Origin of the sequence: Tabrizicola sp. (assembly GCF_036781545.1) — a bacterium.
Taxonomy (GTDB): domain Bacteria; phylum Pseudomonadota; class Alphaproteobacteria; order Rhodobacterales; family Rhodobacteraceae; genus Tabrizicola.
Map to the genome: position 1 here is coordinate 1 of NZ_DAIQAT010000057.1, position 19,016 is coordinate 19,016.

Here is a 19,016-nt window from a genome sequence, read left to right on the forward strand (position 1 = left end):
GAAATCTGCACCGGCGAATATGCCGAAGGCTGCAAGGCGCTGGGGATCACCCAGTAATCCGGCCAGGCCCGGCCCCCGTCGCGGGGGCCGGGCACCATTTGGGGGAGAAAGACATGCAGGCACGCGAAAGACTGCCCGCGAAGGGCGAGCGCATCCTGTCGCTCCGCGGCGTCTCGAAACGCTTCGGCGCGGTCTCGGCGCTGACCGACATCGAGCTTGATGTTCATGCGGGCGAAGTGGTGGCCCTGGTCGGCGACAATGGCGCGGGGAAATCGACGCTGGTCAAGGTGCTGGCGGGCGTCCACCAGCCGACCGAGGGCGCCATCGAATACATGGGCCGCCCCGTGTCACTGGATACCCCGGCGAAGGCGCTGGAGATGGGGATCGCCACCGTCTTCCAGGACCTCGCGCTGTGCGAAAACCTCGACGTGGTGGCGAACCTGTTCCTGGGGCACGAACTCGCCCCCTGGCGGCTGGACGAGGTGCAGATGGAGGTCCGCGCCTGGACGCTCCTGAAGGAACTCGCCGCGCGCATCCCGTCCGTCCGCGAACCCGTCGCCTCGTTGTCGGGCGGCCAGCGCCAGACGGTGGCCATCGCCCGCTCGCTGCTGCTCGACCCCCGCATCATTATGCTGGACGAACCCACCGCAGCCCTTGGCGTCGCGCAGACCGCCGAGGTGCTGAACCTGATCGAGCGCGTCCGCGACCGCGGCCTCGGCGTCATCATCATCAGCCACAACATGGAAGACGTCCGCGCCGTCGCCGACCGGATCGTCGTGCTGCGGCTGGGCAAGAATAACGGCGTCTTCACCGCCGAGACCTCGCATCAGGACCTCGTCGCCGCGATCACCGGGGCCAGCGAGAATTCCGTCTCGCGCAGGCAGGAACGGCTGGCAGCCGAAGCAGGGGGGACACCGGCATGACCGAGAAACCGACACTCGACCGGGCCGATGCCCGCGTCCGCCACGACGACAGCCTGAAAGGCGCCCTGAAGGACTTCACCGACCGGCTGCGGTCCGGCGACCTGGGGATGCTGCCGGTCATCGTCGGGCTGATCCTGATTTCCACCGTGTTTTCAGCGCTGAACCCGGTGTTCCTCGCGCCGAACAACCTCGTCAACCTGCTCTTCGATTGCGCGACAGTGGGCGTCATCTCCCTTGGCATCGTCTGCGTGCTGATGCTGGGCGAGATCGACCTGTCGGTCGGCTCGATGAGCGGCCTTGCCTCGGCGATGATCGGCGTCCTCTGGGTCAATGCGGGCGTCTCGCTGCCGCTGGCGATCCTGGCGGCACTCGCCTCCGGCGCGCTGATCGGCGCGGTCTATGCAACGCTTTACAACCGTCTGGGTATGCCGAGCTTCGTCTCCACCCTCTCGGGCCTGCTCGCCATCCTCGGGCTGCAGCTTTATATCCTCGGCCCCACCGGCTCGATCAACCTGCCCTTCGCCTCGCCGCTGGTGGGCTTCGGCCAGCTCTGGATTCTGCCGGCATGGCTCTCCTATCTCCTCGGCCTGGTGCCCGGGGCGGTGATGGTCTGGGTCGGCCTGTCGGTCATGAAGCAGCGCCAGGCAGCGGGCCTGTCCTCGCAACCCCTCACCCGCCTTGTCCTGAAGGCCGTCGTGCTGACCGTGGCGCTGGAAGGCGCGATCTACTACCTGCACCTCGGGCGCGGCGTGCCGGTGATGTTCGGCCTCTTCGTCCTTCTGGCCGTGATCCTGAACTACGGCCTGACCCGCACGAAATGGGGCCGGTCCATGTTCGCCGTCGGCGGCAACAAGGAGGCTGCCCGCCGCTCGGGGATCAACGTCCGCCGCATCTACCTCTCGGCCTTCATGCTCTGCTCCACACTGGCCGCGCTGGGAGGCATCCTCTCGGCCTCGCGCCTTGCCTCCTCCAGCCAGCAGGCCGGGACCGGCGACGTGAACCTGAACGCCATCGCGGCGGCGGTGATCGGGGGAACCAGCCTCTTCGGCGGGCGCGGCTCGGCCTGGTCGGCGGTGCTGGGGATCATCGTGATCCAGGCGATTTCCAACGGGCTGACGCTGCTGAACCTGTCGTCATCCCTGCGCTACATGATCACCGGGGGCGTCCTTGCCATCGCCGTGATCGTCGACAGCCTGGCCCGCCAGTCGCGCGTCAGCCATGGCCGCGGATAAGGAGACGGCAATGACCGGAAAACTGCACGGAAAAGTGGCCGCGATCACCGGCGCGGCCTCGGGGATCGGCCTGGAATGCGCCCGCGCGATGCTGGCCGAAGGCGCAAGGGTCGTGCTGATCGACCGCGCCGGGGACAGGCTGCAGGCGCTGTGCCAGGAGCTTGGGCCAGAGGCGAAGCCCCTTCAGGTCGACCTCCTCGACGGGGCGCAGGTCAGCGGGATCCTGCCCCGCATCCTGTCGCTGACCGGCCAGTTGGACATCTTCCATGCCAATGCCGGGGGCTATGTCGGCGGCCCCGTGCAGGACGGCGACCCCGACGCCTGGGACCGGATGCTGAACCTGAACATCAACGCGGCCTTCCGCTCGATCCATGCGGTGCTCCCCCACATGATCGAGCGGAAGACGGGCGACATCGTGCTGACCTCCTCCATAGCCGGTGTGGTGCCCGTGGTGTGGGAACCGATCTACACCGCCTCGAAATTCGCCGTGCAGGCCTTTGCCCATACCATCCGCCGCCAGTTGGCGCCGCACGGCATCCGCGTCGGCGCGGTGCTGCCCGGCCCGGTGGTCACGGCGCTGCTGGACGACTGGCCCAAGGCGAAGATGGAGGAAGCTCTGGCCAACGGCAGCCTGATGCAGCCCACGGAGGTGGCCGAGGCGGTGCTTTTCATGCTGAGCCGCCGCAAGGGCGTGGTGGTGCGCGATCTGGTGATCCTGCCCAATACGGTGGACCTGTGACATGCTGATCGGGGTCGATGTCGGGACGGGATCGGCGCGGGCCGGGGTGTTCGACCCCTCGGGGCGGCTTCTGGGCGTGGGCAAGCATCCCGTCACCATGTGGCAGGAGCCGGGCGAGATCGTCGAGCAATCCTCGGACCAGATCTGGCAAGCCGTCTGCGCGGCGGTGCGCGAGGCGATCGCGGCCTCCGGCATCGACGCCGGGACGGTCAAGGGCATCGGCTTCGACGCCACCTGCTCGCTCGTCGCCGTGGGCGACCGGGGCCAGGGCATCCCCGTCGGCCCCTCCGGCGACCCGGCCCGCAACGTCATCGTCTGGATGGATCACCGCGCGCAAGCCGAGGCCGAGGAGATCAACGCGGGCAGCCATGCCGTGCTGGATTATGTCGGCGGCCGCATCTCGCCCGAGATGGAGACGCCCAAGCTTCTCTGGCTCGCCCGTCACCTGCCCGACAGCTTCGCCAAGACCACGCATTTCTTCGACCTCTCCGACTACCTGACCTGGCGCGCGACGGGCCGCCTTGCGCGGTCCTCCTGCACCGTGACCTGCAAATGGACCTATCTCGCGCATGAGAGCCGCTGGGATGCCGCCTATTTCCGCGCCATCGGCCTCGGCGCGCTGGCCGACGAAGGCTTCCGCCGCATCGGGACCGAGGTGGTCCCCCCCGGCACTGCGCTCGGCCCCCTGAACGCCATGGCCGCGCGCGACCTCGGCCTGCCGGAAAGCGTCACCGTCGCCGCCGCGCTGATCGACGCCCATGCCGGGGGCCTCGGCACCCTTGGCGTCATCTTGCCCGGCAGCGACCCCGACCCCACGCGCCGCCTCGCCTATATCTTCGGCACCTCCGCCTGCTCCATGGCCTCCACCCAAGGAGCGACCCCGGTCCCCGGCGTCTGGGGCCCCTACTACGACGCCATGCTCCCCGGTCTCTGGCTGAACGAGGGCGGGCAATCGGCCGCGGGCGCCGCGCTCGATCATCTCGTCCACCTGCATCGCGACGCAGGGACTCTCGCCGGAGAGGCCGCGCAGCAGGGCCGTAGCCTGATCGCCCATGTTGCCGACCATGCCACCCGCATCGCCCGTGACCCGCTCGCCGCCGTCCGCGCGCTGGAAGACCTGATCGTCGTGCCGGAGTTCCTCGGCAACCGCTCGCCCTTCGCCGATCCGCAGGCGCGCGCGGTGATCTCCGGCCTAGGGCTCGACAGGGGCATCGACAGCCTTGCCCGCCTCTATCTCGCCGGTCTCTGCGGCATCGGCTACGGGCTCCGCCAGCTTCTCGACCGCTTCGCCGAGCGCGGCATCGCCCTCACCACCCTCATCGCCAGTGGCGGCGCCGCACAAAGCGACCTCGCCTGCCAGATGCTTGCCGACAGCACCGGCCTTGCCGTCGCCCTGCCCGAGGCGCCCGAGCCCGTGCTCCTTGGCGCGGCCATGCTGGGCGCGGTTGCCAGCGGCACCCACCCCGACGCAAGGGCCGCGATGGCCGCCATGTCCGGCACCGCGCGGCTCTTCCCTTCCGCCACCGGAGACCTCGCCCGCCTGCACGACCGGCGCTACGCCGCCTTCGCTGCCCTGCAACAGACTGCCCGCGAGATCCAGACCACGCTCCGCGCCCCGTGAGCCCCTGAACGCCCCTGTCCGCCAGTTTCATCGGGCACACTTATGCTGCAGCGTCACCTGCTTGAGCCGCTGGTGGCGGGAAATGACGTCAACCCAGCGCCCGTTCGGGGGCGGAGGTGGCAGAGCAGACGGCAAGGTCAGGATCCGTCACGAGCGACGAGGGTTTGGGTGTGTCCATCTACCGAGAGGGCCTGTCCCGAGATATTCCTGCCGAGGTCCGAGCAGACGAAGACGACGAGGATCGCGCCAGTTCCGCAAGCGCCGTCCGGTCCATCTCGCAGACCTGCACCCTCGCGCCCGCCCGCTGCATCGCCGTGGCGATGGCATGGCCGATACCGCTGGCTCCGGCGGAGACGATGGCGCGCTTGCCGGTCAGGTCGAGTGTCGCGGGTCTGTTCAAGGCCTGGCCTCTCGTTCACGGGTGAAGAAGGCGTCGACGTTCCTCCCGTTCGCCTTCGGGGCATCTTGCCGGAAGGTCTGTCCGGGGGGCGGATGCCTTTCTGGCGGCGACAGCGCCAAGCCCGCCTTAAACATAGTGCCCGCACATCCGGCGACTGCTGTCTCATGATTCGGATCATCTGATCCCTGTTGAGCACTATATTTGATCAACTTTATCCGGCAAGTGAACGAGGGGCCGACCCGTTCGTGGTGTGTAAGCAGGAAGCGTAGAATATGCTTAATTTTTAGCAGTTTGTTGAAGGTAAGAGCTATATACGTCGCTTCTTGACCAAACTTCAGTGGCATCACTCGATCAAGATCGTTGACTCGCTTCGCCTGGAGTGCAACGAGTTGATCAACTTTGGGGGCGAAGATGCAGGACCTTCTTGTGAATGCCGATCTGGATGCGGCGGTAGCCGATGCCGAGGCGCGCTATGTCGCCTCCAATCCGCAGAGCCAAGCGCGACACCTGGCGGCGCGGGCCAGTCTGCCCGGCGGCAACACCCGGTCGGTCATGTGGTATCACCCCTTCCCCGTCGCGCTTTCCGGGGGCCAGGGTGCCCGCGTCCGCGACCTCGACGGCCACGAGTATGTGGATTTCGTCAGCGAGTATTCGGCGGGGCTCTACGGCCATTCCGACCCCGCGATCCAGGCCCGGATGATCGAGGTCGTGCAGGGCGGCATCGCACTGGGCGGGCCGAACGTCTTCGAGGCGGCACTCGGCGCCGCACTCGTCCACCGCTTTCCGGCGCTGGAGCGGGTGCGCTTCACCAATTCGGGGACCGAAGCCAACATCATGGCGATCTCGACCGCCCGCGCCGTGACCGGGCGGTCGAAGGTGGTGGCGATGCGCGAGGGTTATCACGGCGGCGTGCTGACCTTTGCCCATGGCGGGTCAGAGCTGAACCTGCCCTTCCCCTGGCTGATGGCGGACTACAACGACGTGGCCGGGACCGAGGCGCTTTTGCGCGAACATGCCGGCGACATCGCCTGCGTGATCCTGGAGCAGATGCTGGGCGGCGGCGGTTGCATCCGCGCGACGGACGACTATCTGGCCATGCTGCGCCGGGTGACGCAGGAGATCGGGGCTCTCCTGATCTTCGACGAGGTGATGACCTCGCGGCTCAATTTCGGCGGCCTGCACGCGGTGACCGGCGTCACGCCCGATCTGATGACACTGGGCAAGTATATCGGCGGCGGGGCCAGCTTCGGCGCTTTCGGCGGACGGGCCGACCTCATGGACCGTTTCGACCCCACGACGCCGCATGCGTTCAGCCATGGCGGCACGTTCAACAACAACGTCCTGTCGATGGCGGCGGGCCACATCGGGCTGACCCAGGTGCTGACGGCCGAAGCCTCGGCCCGGTTCAATGCGCTTGGCGACCGGCTGCGTCTAGCGATGCAGGACCGCATTGACGCCCATGGCGTGGCTGCCTGCACCACGGGCTGCGGCTCGCTGTTCAATCTGCATTTCCTGCCGAAGGGCGGGGTCACCCCGGCGACGGTGGAGCGCGCGGACCTGCGCCCCGGGAAGCTGTGGCATATGGAGATGATGATGGCGGGCCAGTACGTCACGCCGCGCGGCATGATCGCGCTGTCGCTGCCGCATACCGACGCGGATGCCGAGGGGCTGGTCGCCGCCTTCGACCGTTTCCTGGAAGATCACCGCAGCATCCTGCCGAAGCAGGGAGACATGGCATGAGCCGCCCCGTCATCATCACCTGCGCCCTGACCGGCGACAGCGACACCCCGGGCAAGAGCCCGCATGTCCCGGTGACGCCGGAAGAGATCGCCCGTGACGCGATGGCCGCGGCCGAGGCCGGGGCGGCCATCGTCCATATCCATGTGCGCGATCCCCAGACCCGCCGCGGCAGCCGCGAGGTGGCGCTTTATGCCGAGGTGGTCGAGCGGCTCCGGGCGGCGGACTGCCCGGCGCTGATCAACCTGACGGCGGGCATGGGCGGCAAGCTGATCTTCGGCCCCGACGATCCGCTGACGGTGGCCCCCGGCACCGATGTGGTCGATGCCGCGACCCGGCTGGTGCATGTCGAGGCGCTGCGGCCCGAGATGTGCAGCCTCGACTGCGGCAGCTTCAACTCGGGCCTCGGCGACGAGATCTATGTCAGCACCTGGCCGATGATCCGCGCCATGGCGACCCGGATCCGCAACCTTGGCATCAAGCCGGAACTGGAGGTCTTCGACCTCGGCCATCTGGTCAGCGTACTGGCGTTGGTGGACGAGGGGCTGGTGGCCCCCCCGCCCTTCGTGCAATTCGCGCTCGGCCTGAAATGGGGGGCGCCGTCCGATCCGCGTATCCTTCTGGCGATGCGCGACATGCTGCCGCCGGGCGCGCCCTGGGTGGCTTTCGGCGCCGGACGCGAGCAGATGTCGGTGGCGGCGCTGTCGGTCGTCCTGGGCGGGCATGTGCGCGTCGGGCTGGAGGATAACCTTTACCGCAGCCGCGGTGTGCTGGCGGCGAATGCCGAACTGGTGGCCGACGCCGTGGCGCTGGTGCGCACGCTCGGCCACCATCCGGCCACGCCTGAAGAAGCGCGGGCGATCCTGGGCATGGGCGCCGCGGGGCAAGGTCGATGACCGAAACGGACCCTGACATCGACCTCGTTTCTGCCGACGCAGCCGAAGCCGCCCCCGATGGGCAGAGCCACGAACCCGTGTACCGCGCCCTGCGCGAGGCGCTGATGCGCGGCGACGTACAGCCCGGCGAGCATATGGTGGTCAAGCGGCTGTCCGACGAATACGGCACCAGCGCCCTGCCCGTGCGCCACGCCCTGCAGCGGCTGGTGGGCGAAGGGGCGCTGAGCAACGAGCCCTATCGCGGCGCGCGGGTGCCGATCCGTTCGGTGGACGAATTGCTGGACCTGCGCCGCATCCGCTGCGCGATCGAGGGGCAGGCCGTGGCCTGGGCCGCCGAATGCATCACCGGCGCCGAGCTTGAACAGCTGCACCGGCTTCAGTCGCAAATGACCAGGGTCGAGGATGCCCAGCATGCCACGCAATACCTGGACTGGAACTACCAGTTCCATTTCACCGTCTACCGGGCGGCGCGTTCGCCGCTGCTGATCCCGATGATCGAGCGGCTGTGGCTGCGCGCGGGACCCTATCTCAACGCCATGCGGACCGAGCTGACGCTAGGGGTGGGGCTGGACAGCCACGACCTTGTGATGGACGCGCTGGCACGGGGCGATGGCGACGCCGCCCGGCAAAGCATCACGACCGAGATTTCCGAGGCGACGGGTTTCATGGTGCGCGCCCTGCTGGCCAGCCCCGACGAAGGGTCGGGCGCATGAGCGGCCCGGTTCTTTCCCCGTTCTGGTGGGAGGCCGCGCCGCGCGACCTGCCGTCCGATCCGCTGCCGCAGACGGCGGATGTTGCAGTGATCGGCAGCGGCTATACCGGCCTTTCCGCCGCGCTGCGGCTGGCCGAGGGCGGCGTCCGCGTGGCGGTGATCGACGCAGGCCCGCTGGCGGCGGGCGCCTCCAGCCGTAACTTCGGGCTTCTGGGCCGCCAGTTCGTCCCGCACCTTGCCGATCTGGCGGAAAGGCTGGGGCTGGACAGGGCGGTCGAGCTCTACAACCTGTGCAACCTGGCCTTCGCCCATGTAAACAGATTGATCGACCGGCTGGACATCGATTGCGACCGCCGTCCCGCGGGCCGCTTCATCGCCTGCGCCACGCCCCGGCATCTGGAGGCGCAGAAACGCGAACATGCACTGCGGGCGGAACATCTGGGCCATGGCTACCGTGTGGTCGAGAAGGCCGACCTCGGCGGCGAGTTCGGCAGCCCGCTCTATCACGGCGGCATCGTCGTGCCGGAACACCTGACGCTGCACCCCGGCAAGTTCTCGGCCGGGCTGGCGCGCGCGGTCCGGGCTGCGGGCGCGACGCTGACGGGGGAAACGCCCGTCACCGCAATCGCCCGCGACGGGGCCGGCTTCCGGCTGGCCTGCGGCGGGACGGAACTGCGGGCGGCGGAGATCGTCATCGCCACCAACGGTTATACCGGCCAGCTGGTGCCGGACCTGCGCCGCCGCATCGTGCCGATCCAGGCCTACATGATCGCCACCGAACCGCTTCCGCCCGAGGTGATCCGGCAGGCGCTGCCCACCGAACGCGCCTTCCATGACACCGCGCGCGACATGATCTATGGCCGCCCCTCGCCCTGCGGCACGCGGCTGCTGTTCGGCGGCGCGACGGGCGAACGGCACGACGACATCGCCTTGGCGGGCGAAGGGCTGAGGCGGCGGCTCCTGCGGCTGTTCCCGCACCTGCCGAAGGACCTCGCGCTTGGCCATGCCTGGACGGGCCAGTGTGGCGGCACCTTCGACCATCTGCCGCACCGGGGGCAAAGCGGCCCGCTGCACTATGCCATGGGCTACAATTTCGGGGCGGGCATGCCGCTTGGCACCTATCTGGGCGACAGCCTGGGCCGCGCCCTGCTGGGCGAGACGGTGGAACTGCCGCTGGACGCCCTTCCGATGCAGACCCGGCCGCTTTACCGCGGGCGGCCATGGTTCCTGCCCGCCTACCTCGCCTGGGGGAAACTGCGCGACCGGCTGGACGGCGGCCGGATCGCGGCCTGAACGATGCCGAAACCTGAACAACCGGGAGACCTGAAAATGAAAAAGCATCTTCATTACTCGGCGCTGCTTGCCGGAATCTCGCTTTCCACCATCCTCGCGCTGCCCGCTGCCGCCGCCTGCCTCAAGGTCATCGGGACCGAGGGCGGCGGCACCAGCCTGACGATGGATCCCGCCTTCAACAACCTGAACGACGACAGCTACCAGCAGAACCTCGTCTTCAACAAGCTGGTGAATCTCGACGCGAACTTCCAGCCGGTGCCCGAACTGGCGAAGTCCTGGTCGGCGTCGGAGGATGGCAAGACCTGGACATTCGTGCTTGAGGAGGGCGTCACCTTCCATGATGGCAAGCCCCTGACCGCCGCAGACGTGGTCTATACCTTCAAGCGGCTGATCGACCCGGCGACCGGATCGCCCGGCACGCCGCTGCTGAGCTTCCTCGACCCCGCTGGCATCGTTGCGGTCGACGACCACACGGTCACGATGACGACAAAGGACGTGGTGGCCGAATTGCCGCTGCTGATCGCCAACAAGTACACGATGATCGTGCAGGATGGCGCCACCTCCGAGACATTGAAGGCGAAGGGCGTCGGCACCGGCCCCTTCGTGCAGGATGTCTATGACCTGGCGCAGGACACCCGCATCTTCCGCAAGAACCCGACCTACTGGCGCGCGGGCCTGCCGGTGGCCGAGTGCATCGACCTCAAGGTGATCACCGAGGAGGTCAGCCGCGTCGCCGCGATCCAGTCCGGATCGGCGGACCTGATCCTTTCGGCCGGGCCGGCGGCACTGACGACGCTGAAGGACGACCCCACAGCCCAGCCGGTGCCTGCGGCCGGCGCGGGGGGCTACATGACACTGTCGATGCAGACCGACGCGCCACCTTTCGATGACCTGCGCGTCCGTCAGGCGATGAAGCTGGTGGTGGACCGGCAGCTGGTGGTCGACACCGTGCTTCTGGGCAACGGCATCGCGGGCAACGACAATCCCATTGCCCCGAACAACCCGCTGGCCTACCGCAGCGATACCCTGCCGCGCGACGTCGAACGGGCGAAGGCGCTTCTCGCCGAGGCCGGCTATCCCGACGGCATCACCGTCGACCTGAACACCGCGGACGCCGGGCCGGGCTATGTGATGCTGGCGCAGGTCTACCAGCAGATGGCGGCGCCGGCCGGGATCACCGTGAACGTGGTGAACAATCCCGCCGACAGCTATTGGGACCTGATCTGGATGAAGTCGCCGTTCTTCTCGTCCAGCTGGAACGGCCGCAGCGTGCCAGAGGCGCTGGCCTATACCTTCATCAGCAGCGCCGAATACAACGAGGGCCGCTGGAGCAATGCGGAATACGATGCGCTGGTCACCGCGATGCGGATCGAGACCGATACCGAGAAGCGCGTCGAGATGGTGAAGCGGGCGCAGCAGATCCTTTCGGAAGAGGGTGGTATCATCATCCCCGTCTTCTTCGTCGACACGGCCGTGCTGCGCACCGGATGCTCGGGCTACGTGCCGCATCCCTCGGCGGCGATCTACAACTTCGAAACGCTGACCTGCACCCAATAAGCGCCCCGGCGGCCGGCAGGCGCCCTGCCCCGGCCGCCGGTTTCCTGCGGAGACCCCCATGAGTTTCGTTCGACTGATCATCGCCCGGCTCGTCGCCTCGGTCCTGACGCTGCTTCTGGTCTCCGTGGTCGTATTCACCGGGGTGCAGGGGCTGCCCGGCGATGCGACGGCCCGTATCCTGGGCCGCGAGGCCCCGCAGGAGGCGCGGGACCGGCTGCGGGCGGAGCTGAACCTCGACGATCCGCTGGTGCAACGCTACGTCCGCTGGGCGGGCGCCGCGCTGAAGGGTGATTTCGGCACCTCCTTCGCCTCACGCCAGCCGGTGACCGACTATCTTGCGCCGCGGCTGGTCAACACGCTCGCGCTTTCGGGGCTGGCGCTGCTGTTCTACATTCCGCTGTCGATCCTGCCCGCCATCGCCCAGGCCCCCCGTCCGGACCGGGCGCTGGACCGTTCGATCACGGTGCTGACGGTGGCGATCCTTTCCGCGCCCGAGTTCCTGTCGGCCACGCTGATGCTTTTCGCCTTCGCGGTGATCTGGCCGATCTTCCCGCCGATGGTGCAGTTGACCGCCGGGATGGGCTGGCCGGCTTACCTGCATGCCCTCACGCTGCCCGCGCTGACGCTGGGGCTGCTGCTGGCGACCTATGGCGTGCGCCTGCTGCGCGAAAGCCTGCTGGAAATCTACCGCTCGGATTTCGTGCGCATGGCCGAGTTCAAGGGGCTGAGCGACCGGCGCATCCTGTGGCGGCACGTCCTGCCGAATGCCTTGATCCCTTGGATGAACGCCACTGCGCTGAACATCGCCTTCATGATCGGCGGCGTGGTGGTGGTGGAGAAGGTCTTCGCCTTCCCCGGCTTCGGCTCAGCGCTGGTCAGCGCACTGCAACTGCGCGACCTGCCGGTCATCAGCGCAGGCGTGATGATCGCGGCAGCGATCTTCATCCTGGTGAACCTGCTGGCCGACATCGGGGCGCTGATCGCCAATCCGCGCCTGAGGAGCCGGCAATGAGCTTTCGCGCCGGCACTCCCGCGGCGCTGAAATGGGGCCTCGCCATCCTGCTGCTGCACGGGCTGATGGCGGTGCTCGGCCCCTTTCTCGCGCCTTATGCGCAGGACCAGATGATGGCTGGCCTGCCGATCCAGGGGGCGAGCCTCGGCCATCCGTTCGGAACCGACCAGATGGGCCGCGATATCTTCAGCCGGGCACTGGCGGGCGGCTGGATTGTCATCGGCCTCTCTGTGGCCGGAACGGTTCTTGGCGTGCTTCTCGGCTCGGCGATGGGGCTGTTCTCGGGTACGGTGGGCGGCTGGCCCGACGAGGTGCTGATGCGCCTGACCGAGGCCTTCCTCGCCATCCCCTTCCTGATCTTCGCCCTGCTCATCGTCTCGCTGGCCGGGCCGGGACTGCAGGGGTCGCCCTGGTTGTTGATCGGCGTGGTGGCGGCGGTCTACCTGCCGAGGGTCGCCCGCATGTCGCGGGCCGCGGCGCTGGACGTGGTTGCGCGCGACTATGTGCTGGCCGCCCGACTGCGCGGCGAGGGCGCCTGGACCATCTCGCGCCGCGAGGTGCTGCCGAATGCGATGGGGGTGCTGCTGGTCGAGTTCGCGGTGCGGGCGGGCTATGCGCCAATCCTTGTCGGCACCCTGGGATTCCTGGGCTTCGGCCTGAAGCCGCCGACGCCGGAATGGGGGCTGATGATGGCCGAATACCGCAATCTTCTGACCACGCAGCCGATGGCCGTGTTCGGTCCGGGGCTGATGCTGGCCACACTGGTCGTCGGGCTGAACCTGTTCACCGAGGGGCTGTCGGCGATGGCCAGTCGCGGCAGCGCGGGGCGCACGCCATGACCGGGGTTCTGGACATCGAGGCCCTGACCATCGCCTACCCGGTTCCCGGGGGCTGGCATGTCGCGGTCGAGGAGGTATCGCTCTCGGTCGCGAAGGGCGAGATCCTGGGGCTGGTGGGCGAAAGCGGGTCGGGAAAGAGCACGCTTGGCCAAGCAGTGATGGGCCATGTCGCCCCGGGGACGCGGGTTAGCGGCGAGATCCACGTCGGTGGCACCAGGGTCCTGGCCCTGCCCCGCCCGGCGCTGCAACGGCTGCGCGGCGCGACGATCGGTTTCGTGCCGCAGAACCCGACCACCGCCCTGAACCCGGCGATGCGGGTGGGGGCACAGATCGCCGAGGTCCTGCGCCGCCACAGCCCGCTGAACAGCGCGGAGATCGCGGCGCGCTGCATCGAACTTGCAGCCGATGTGGGCCTGCCTGAGCCAGCCACCCTGCTGCACAGGTTTCCGCACCAGCTTTCGGGCGGGCAGCAGCAGCGCATCGCCATCGCGATGGCGCTGGCCTGCCGTCCCGCGCTGATCGTGCTGGACGAACCGACGACCGGGCTGGACGTGACGGTCCAGCGCCAGATCGTCGACCTGCTGATCCGCCTGCGTGCGGACCATGACGTTGCCATGCTGTACATCACGCACGACCTGCCGCTGCTGGCCTCGCTGGCCGACCGCATCGCGGTGATGCAGCGCGGCCGGCTGGTGGAAAGCGGCGGGACCAAAGCCATCGTCCGGCACCCGGCCGAGGCCTATACCCGGGCGCTGATCGCTGCTGTCCCCGACCCTGACAGCCCTGCCCCTTCACCCCGCCACGACCCCGCAGTCCTTGAGGCGCGCGGGCTGGCGATCACCTTCCCGGCCGGTTTCCTGCGCCGCCCGCCGCCGCCGGCGGTCGCGGATATCGACCTGACGCTGGGCGAGACGGAGACGGTGGCGCTGATCGGCGAAAGCGGATCGGGCAAGTCCACCACCGCCCGCGCGCTTTGCGGGCTGATCCCGCGCTCGGCCGGACAGGTGATGTTCGACGGCCGCCTGCTGGCCCCGGCGCTGGCGCAGCGCGACGGGGCCGACCTGCGCGACATCCAGTATGTGTTCCAGAACCCCGACGCCTCTCTGAACCCGCGGCGCACGGTGGCCGAAATCCTCGCCCGTCCCCTGCAGGTGTTCCACGGCCTTCGCGGCCCCGAGTTGCGCCGTCGCGCCGCCCAGGCGCTGGCAGGGGTGGAACTGGCCGAGGAGCATCTCGACCGCCTGCCGGCCGAGCTTTCGGGCGGGCAGCGCCAGCGCGTCGCCATTGCCCGCGCCCTCTTGGCCGAGCCCCGGGTGATGCTGTGCGACGAGGTGCTCTCGGCCCTCGACGTCTCGGTCCAGGCCCGGATCATCGAATTGTTCCTGCGCATTCGGGAGGAAAGGAAGATGGCGATGCTCTTCATCTCGCACGACTTGGCGGTGGTGCGCCGGCTGTCGCACCGGGTCGCAGTGATGCAGGCGGGCCGGGTGGTGGAACTGGCCGAGACCGAGGCGATCTTCACCCGCCCGCAGCACCCCTATACCGCAAGCCTGCTGGCCGCGATCCATCACCTCCCGAGGGCGGCATGACCGGCTGGCCCCTTGTCGCCGATCCCGCGCTGGCGGCCGAGTTCCGGGCCTGCCCGCTGGGCCACCACAGCCCCGCGCTGCAAAAGCTGCTCCGCGTCTTCCGCACGCTGCCGGTGCCGGGCAAGCATGCGGCGCTGCGCGTCGACCATCGCCGCGCCTGGAAGATCGTCGCACTGAACGGGGTGAAGGGCCAGCCGCTGACCGAGGTTTCGCCCGAGATCTATACCGACTGGAACGAGGTGGAATGGGCGGTCTTCAAGCTGCGCTGGCAGCAGGTGTTCGGCACGCCGGTGCCCGGGGAGATCGGCTGAGATGCGCAGGATTGCAGGCTATACCGACCGGATCAGCGCCCGCCCGGGCGACCGCGTGGGGTTCAAGGTCTCGGCCGACCCCGATGTTGCCCGCTACCGCGCCGATCTCGTCCGGCTCTGGTGCGTGGACGATCACCGCGACGGCCCCGGAGTCGAGGAAGAGGTGGTCCCGGCCAGCTTTGCCGGCGACTGGCCCGCCCGGCACCAGCCTGTCCGACTGGGGTCGGCGATGGAGGTGCGGGGCGCGGCGCTGATCGGGCTGCCGCGCTTTGCGCTGCGATTGACCTTCCTGTCGACGCTGGAGAACGACCGCCCCCAGACCCTTGCCGCGACGGATCAGTGGCTGGTCGCGCTCGTTTCCGGCACCCTGGTGCTGGAGGCCGGGGGCGAACGGGCGACGCTGTCGGTTCCGGTGCTGCCCAACCGCTGGTGGCAACTCACGCTGGCCTGCGACGGAACGGAGTTGCGCCTCTCGGCAGGCTGCCAAGACGGCGGGCGGGACACTAGCGCGAGCCTGCCCGCGCCACCCGGCGGTTTTGCCCGCCTGCCCCTGCTGACCTTCGCCTGCGATTCCACCGGCTGCTGCTGCTTCAACGGCAAGATTGCCTCGCCCCAGCTATGGGACGGTCCCCTTGCTCAGGGCGCCTCCTTCGCCAGTTGGGACCTTTCAGCTGACATGGGTTCGCTTCAGGTGCCGGACCGCGGTACACAGGGGCTGACTGCATATCTGGTCAACATGCCGTTGAGGGCGGTGACAGGTCCGCTCTGGGACGGCAGCGTTCAGGATTGGCACGTCAATCCCGCGCATTACGACGCCATCCACTTCCATGACGACGATCTGGGCGATTGCGGTTGGCAGGACGATTTCACCTGGCAGGTGCCCGAAGGCCTGGAAAGCGGCGTCTATGCCGCAAGGCTGCTGCCCGAAGGTGGCGGTGATGCGGAATATATCCCGCTGTTCCTGCGCCCCTCGACGCCTGCGGCGGACGCGGTCTTCCTCGTCTCGACCTGCACCTACATGGCCTATGCAAACTACCGGGTGATGAACCGCTCCAACCTGTACGAGATGTATCTTGGCCAGGTGCCCGAGGTGGTGGACAGCGACCTTTACCTGAACCTGCACCCCGAACTGGGGGATTCCCTCTATACGACCCATTCCGACGGATCTGGCATGGCGATCTCGTCGCGACTGCGCCCGATTTTGAACATGCGTCCCAACTCAACTCTCTCGGCCTTCAGCGACGATGGCTGGATCTGGTCCTTCCTGCGCCACGAGGGGCTGGCTTGCGACATGCTGACCGACGAGGATCTGGACCGCGAAGGCGTAGCAGCGCTGGCGGGGTATCGGCTGGTCGTCACCGGCAACCATCCGGAATATGTCAGCACCCGGATGTGGGATGCGCTGCTGGCCCATCGGGCGGCTGGCGGCAGCCTGCTCTACCTCGGCGGCAACGGGTTCTACTGGCGCGTGGCCTTCCACACCGAGGTGCCCGGAGTGATCGAGCTGCGCCGGGCCGAAGACGGCTCCCGCCCCTGGGAGTCGGCGCCGGGGGAATATTACCACGCCTTTACCGGCGAATATGGCGGCATGTGGCGCCGCTGCGGCCGGCCACCGCAAACCCTTCTGGGGATCGGCTTCTCGGCTTCGGGCTTCGACATTTCGCGCCCCTACCGCCGGCTGCCCGCTGCAGCGGACCCTCGCGCCGCCTTCCTGTTCGAGGGCGTGGACGGGGATCAGATCGGGACCGAAGGACTGGCCGGAGGTGGTGCAGGCGGTCAGGAGATCGACCGCTATGACACGGCCCTCGGCTCGCCCCGCCATGCGCTGGTGGTGGCCCGGTCGGATGGTCACACCGAGGAGATGATGATTTCGAAAGAGGATATGCCAGCCGCGAACTATATGATCGGCGCGCCGGACAACCCGCTCTGCCGCGCCGACCTGACCTTCTTCGAGACCGGGGCGGGAGGCGCGGTCGTCTCGACCGGGTCCATCGCTTGGGCGGCGGCGCTGCCAACCCGACGCTTCGACAACCCGGTCGCACGACTGACCGCCAACGCCTTCCGCAGGTTGTCCGACCCCGCCGCCTTTCCCCTACCAGACGGAGCCGTGCCATGATCATCCGCCACAATCCCGCCAACCTGCATCAACCCATCGGCACCTATGTCCAGGCGGTCCGGGCAGGCGACTGGGTGGTGACCTCGGGTCAATCGGCGCTGGATATCGAGGGCAAGATACGCTTTCCCGGCGAGATCGCCGGGCAGACGCGCGCCACCCTGGAAAACTTGACGGCTGCGCTGGCTGGGGCGGGAGCAGGATTGCGGGATGTGGTCCGGATGACGGTCTATCTGGCCGACTATGCGGAATATGGGGCCATGGACCGGGTGTTCTCCGAATTCTTCAAAGACCATCCTCCCGCCAGGGCGACCCTGCTGGCCCCCATCATCTATCCCGAGCTGCGCGTGGAGATCGAAGCCTGGGCCTGGGCTCCGCAGGCTGCGATCTGATCACTCTTTGGCCCGCAAGGGAGATTCCGGAGCAGGCTGGCAGGCACGATCATCGGGCTCTGACATGTCGACGGCTGCGGCCCTATGGCAGCAGGATGACATCGCGCAGCGAAAAGCTGATCTCGGCCGAACTGCCGATAGATGGCGGCGGCTGATCCGGGCGGTTGAACGTATCGAGAGCGACGATCGTGTCCATGACACGCGCCCGCACGCGGATCACCGAGCCTAGAAAGTGCACTTCTTCGATCGTCGCGGGTATCACGACTTCGCGGCCCTCGGCGCTGCCAAGCTGGATCGCTTCCGGCCGGAGCGCCAAGGTCACGGTGTCACCAGCACGCGCTGCAATCCCCCCCGTGGGCAAGGCCACTCTTTGCCCCGCGACTGTCAGCAGCCCCTGCTCGGGCACCTCGACTGTCGCGGTGAAGATGTTGAGAGTGCCAACGAACCCAGCCACGAACCGGGTGCGCGGATGATTGTAGATTTCGAACGGCGCGCCCGCTTGCTCTGCAATACCGCCGTTCATCACAACGATGCGGTCGGAAATCGACATCGCCTCTTCCTGATCATGGGTCACGAAGATGGTGGTGATCCCCAGCTCGCGCTGGATTTCCCGGATCTCGTTGCGCAAAGAGACGCGCACCTTGGCGTCCAGTGCTGACAGGGGTTCGTCCAGCAGGAGAACCCGGGGGCGCGGTGCCAGGGCGCGTGCAAGGGCGACGCGCTGTTGCTGACCGCCCGACAACTGGAACGGGAAGCGGCTGCCAAGATCGGGCAGGCCGATCAGCCGAAGCATCTCTGCCACGCGGGCCTCACGCTCGTCGCGCGGGACACCCTTGATCTTCAAGCCGAAGGCCACGTTGTCGGCCACGGTCATGTTGGGAAACAGGGCGTAGGCCTGAAACATCATGCCGATGGCGCGCTGGTTCGTACGCTGGCCGGTGACATCCTGGCCATCAATACGGATCGAGCCGGACGTGGGTGTCTCGAACCCCGCCACCATCCTCAGAACGGTTGTCTTCCCGCAGCCAGAGGGCCCGAGGAGAGATACGAACTCTCCCTTTTCAATGCCCAAGCTGAAATCGGTGACAACCCGGTTCGCGCCGAAGACCTTTTCAAGGTTGGTCAGATCAAGAAAGGCCATCAGACCTTCGCCCTTTCATGTTTCGAAAGCCGTGTGACAAGCTGGATAAGGCCCATGCAGCCCCAGGTGATCGCGAAGGCGATCACGGCCAGGGCCGGCGGCTCATAGGCGCGGTTGGCGCCCAGAAGCTGCATGAACGGCCCGAAAGCCGGCCGGTTCAGAAGTGCGGCCATGGTAAACTCGCCGATCACGATGGCCAGCGTCAGGAAAGCCCCCGACAAGACCGCGACCAGCACATTCGGCAGAATGATCCGCGCCAGGATAGTGAACCAGCCCGCGCCCAGCGACTGCGCCGCCTCGGTCAGGGTGGCAACATCGATGGTGCGCAGCCCGGTATCGACCGCGCGGTACATGTAGGGCAGCGCCAGCGTGGCATAGCCCATCATCAAAAGGATATCGGTGCCGAAGGCCGAGCCGGTCAGCGGCAGGATCGACGAGGTGTTGTACAGCCGGATATAGCCGAAGACGATGACGATGGCCGGGATGACCAGCGGCAGCAGGGTGATGAA

Annotated in this window: 18 protein-coding genes; 15 read left to right on the forward strand and 3 right to left on the reverse strand. The window is 67.7% G+C overall.

The window, feature by feature from the left end; genetic code table 11:
- The first annotated feature begins 113 nt into the window (after positions 1 to 113).
- From V7Q39_RS10650 to V7Q39_RS10665, 4 genes are read left to right on the forward strand one after another with little or no spacing between them, the layout of a single operon-like run.
- A complete protein-coding gene (locus V7Q39_RS10650) occupies positions 114 to 923 on the forward strand; it encodes an ATP-binding cassette domain-containing protein (protein WP_333816546.1) in 810 nt (269 codons plus the stop codon).
- The gene (locus V7Q39_RS10655) at positions 920 to 2,155 is read left to right on the forward strand and encodes a sugar ABC transporter permease (RefSeq protein ID WP_333816547.1); all 1,236 of its coding nucleotides are present in this window, start codon (positions 920 to 922) and stop codon (positions 2,153 to 2,155) included. Before V7Q39_RS10650 ends, V7Q39_RS10655 begins: the two co-directional genes overlap by 4 nt.
- 10 nt (positions 2,156 to 2,165) lie before the next feature.
- Complete coding sequence (locus V7Q39_RS10660) at positions 2,166 to 2,894, forward strand: SDR family oxidoreductase (RefSeq protein WP_333816549.1); 729 nt, start codon at positions 2,166 to 2,168, stop codon at positions 2,892 to 2,894.
- 1 nt (position 2,895) lies between these two features.
- Positions 2,896 to 4,515 (forward strand): FGGY-family carbohydrate kinase, encoded by a 1,620-nt coding sequence (locus tag V7Q39_RS10665; RefSeq protein WP_333816550.1) that lies wholly within the window; start codon positions 2,896 to 2,898, stop codon positions 4,513 to 4,515.
- Between the two features lie 178 nt (positions 4,516 to 4,693).
- On the opposite strand, the gene V7Q39_RS10670 is transcribed toward V7Q39_RS10665, so the two are convergent.
- A complete protein-coding gene (locus V7Q39_RS10670; protein WP_333816551.1) occupies positions 4,694 to 4,915 on the reverse strand; it encodes a hypothetical protein in 222 nt (73 codons plus the stop codon).
- A gap of 411 nt (positions 4,916 to 5,326) precedes the next feature.
- Between V7Q39_RS10670 and V7Q39_RS10675 the strand changes: the two genes are divergently transcribed.
- From V7Q39_RS10675 to V7Q39_RS10725, 11 genes are read left to right on the forward strand one after another with little or no spacing between them, the layout of a single operon-like run.
- The gene (locus V7Q39_RS10675) at positions 5,327 to 6,655 is read left to right on the forward strand and encodes an aspartate aminotransferase family protein (RefSeq protein ID WP_333816552.1); all 1,329 of its coding nucleotides are present in this window, start codon (positions 5,327 to 5,329) and stop codon (positions 6,653 to 6,655) included.
- The gene (locus V7Q39_RS10680; RefSeq protein WP_333816553.1) at positions 6,652 to 7,548 is read left to right on the forward strand and encodes a 3-keto-5-aminohexanoate cleavage protein; all 897 of its coding nucleotides are present in this window, start codon (positions 6,652 to 6,654) and stop codon (positions 7,546 to 7,548) included. The genes V7Q39_RS10675 and V7Q39_RS10680 overlap by 4 nt, the downstream gene beginning before the upstream one ends.
- The gene (locus V7Q39_RS10685; RefSeq protein ID WP_333816554.1) at positions 7,545 to 8,261 is read left to right on the forward strand and encodes a GntR family transcriptional regulator; all 717 of its coding nucleotides are present in this window, start codon (positions 7,545 to 7,547) and stop codon (positions 8,259 to 8,261) included. Before V7Q39_RS10680 ends, V7Q39_RS10685 begins: the two co-directional genes overlap by 4 nt.
- Entirely contained in the window at positions 8,258 to 9,553 is a 1,296-nt protein-coding gene (locus V7Q39_RS10690) for an NAD(P)/FAD-dependent oxidoreductase (RefSeq protein WP_333816555.1), read from the forward strand. The genes V7Q39_RS10685 and V7Q39_RS10690 overlap by 4 nt, the downstream gene beginning before the upstream one ends.
- Before the next feature lie 36 nt (positions 9,554 to 9,589).
- On the forward strand, positions 9,590 to 11,110 hold the full coding sequence (locus tag V7Q39_RS10695; protein ID WP_333816557.1) for an ABC transporter substrate-binding protein: 1,521 nt from the start codon (positions 9,590 to 9,592) through the stop codon (positions 11,108 to 11,110).
- Positions 11,111 to 11,168: 58 nt separating this feature from the next.
- Positions 11,169 to 12,122 carry an ABC transporter permease gene (locus tag V7Q39_RS10700; protein WP_333816558.1) on the forward strand — a complete coding sequence of 318 codons (954 nt, stop codon included), beginning with the start codon at positions 11,169 to 11,171 and terminating at the stop codon, positions 12,120 to 12,122.
- On the forward strand, positions 12,119 to 12,961 hold the full coding sequence (locus tag V7Q39_RS10705) for an ABC transporter permease (protein WP_333816559.1): 843 nt from the start codon (positions 12,119 to 12,121) through the stop codon (positions 12,959 to 12,961). Before V7Q39_RS10700 ends, V7Q39_RS10705 begins: the two co-directional genes overlap by 4 nt.
- Positions 12,958 to 14,550: an ABC transporter ATP-binding protein gene (locus V7Q39_RS10710; protein WP_333816560.1), complete on the forward strand. Its 1,593-nt coding sequence runs from the start codon at positions 12,958 to 12,960 to the stop codon at positions 14,548 to 14,550. The genes V7Q39_RS10705 and V7Q39_RS10710 overlap by 4 nt, the downstream gene beginning before the upstream one ends.
- Entirely contained in the window at positions 14,547 to 14,861 is a 315-nt protein-coding gene (locus V7Q39_RS10715) for a hypothetical protein (protein ID WP_333816561.1), read from the forward strand. The genes V7Q39_RS10710 and V7Q39_RS10715 overlap by 4 nt, the downstream gene beginning before the upstream one ends.
- Before the next feature lies 1 nt (position 14,862).
- Entirely contained in the window at positions 14,863 to 16,977 is a 2,115-nt protein-coding gene (locus V7Q39_RS10720; RefSeq protein ID WP_333816562.1) for a N,N-dimethylformamidase beta subunit family domain-containing protein, read from the forward strand.
- On the forward strand, positions 16,974 to 17,366 hold the full coding sequence (locus V7Q39_RS10725; protein ID WP_333816563.1) for a RidA family protein: 393 nt from the start codon (positions 16,974 to 16,976) through the stop codon (positions 17,364 to 17,366). Before V7Q39_RS10720 ends, V7Q39_RS10725 begins: the two co-directional genes overlap by 4 nt.
- 82 nt (positions 17,367 to 17,448) lie before the next feature.
- Here V7Q39_RS10725 and V7Q39_RS10730 read toward each other — a convergent pair whose 3' ends face one another.
- Positions 17,449 to 18,507, reverse strand: a complete 1,059-nt coding sequence (locus V7Q39_RS10730) for an ABC transporter ATP-binding protein (protein ID WP_333816564.1) — start codon at positions 18,505 to 18,507, stop codon at positions 17,449 to 17,451.
- On the reverse strand, positions 18,507 to 19,016 hold a 510-nt coding region (locus V7Q39_RS10735; RefSeq protein WP_333816565.1), incomplete at its 5' end, for an ABC transporter permease subunit. The genes V7Q39_RS10735 and V7Q39_RS10730, both read right to left, overlap by 1 nt.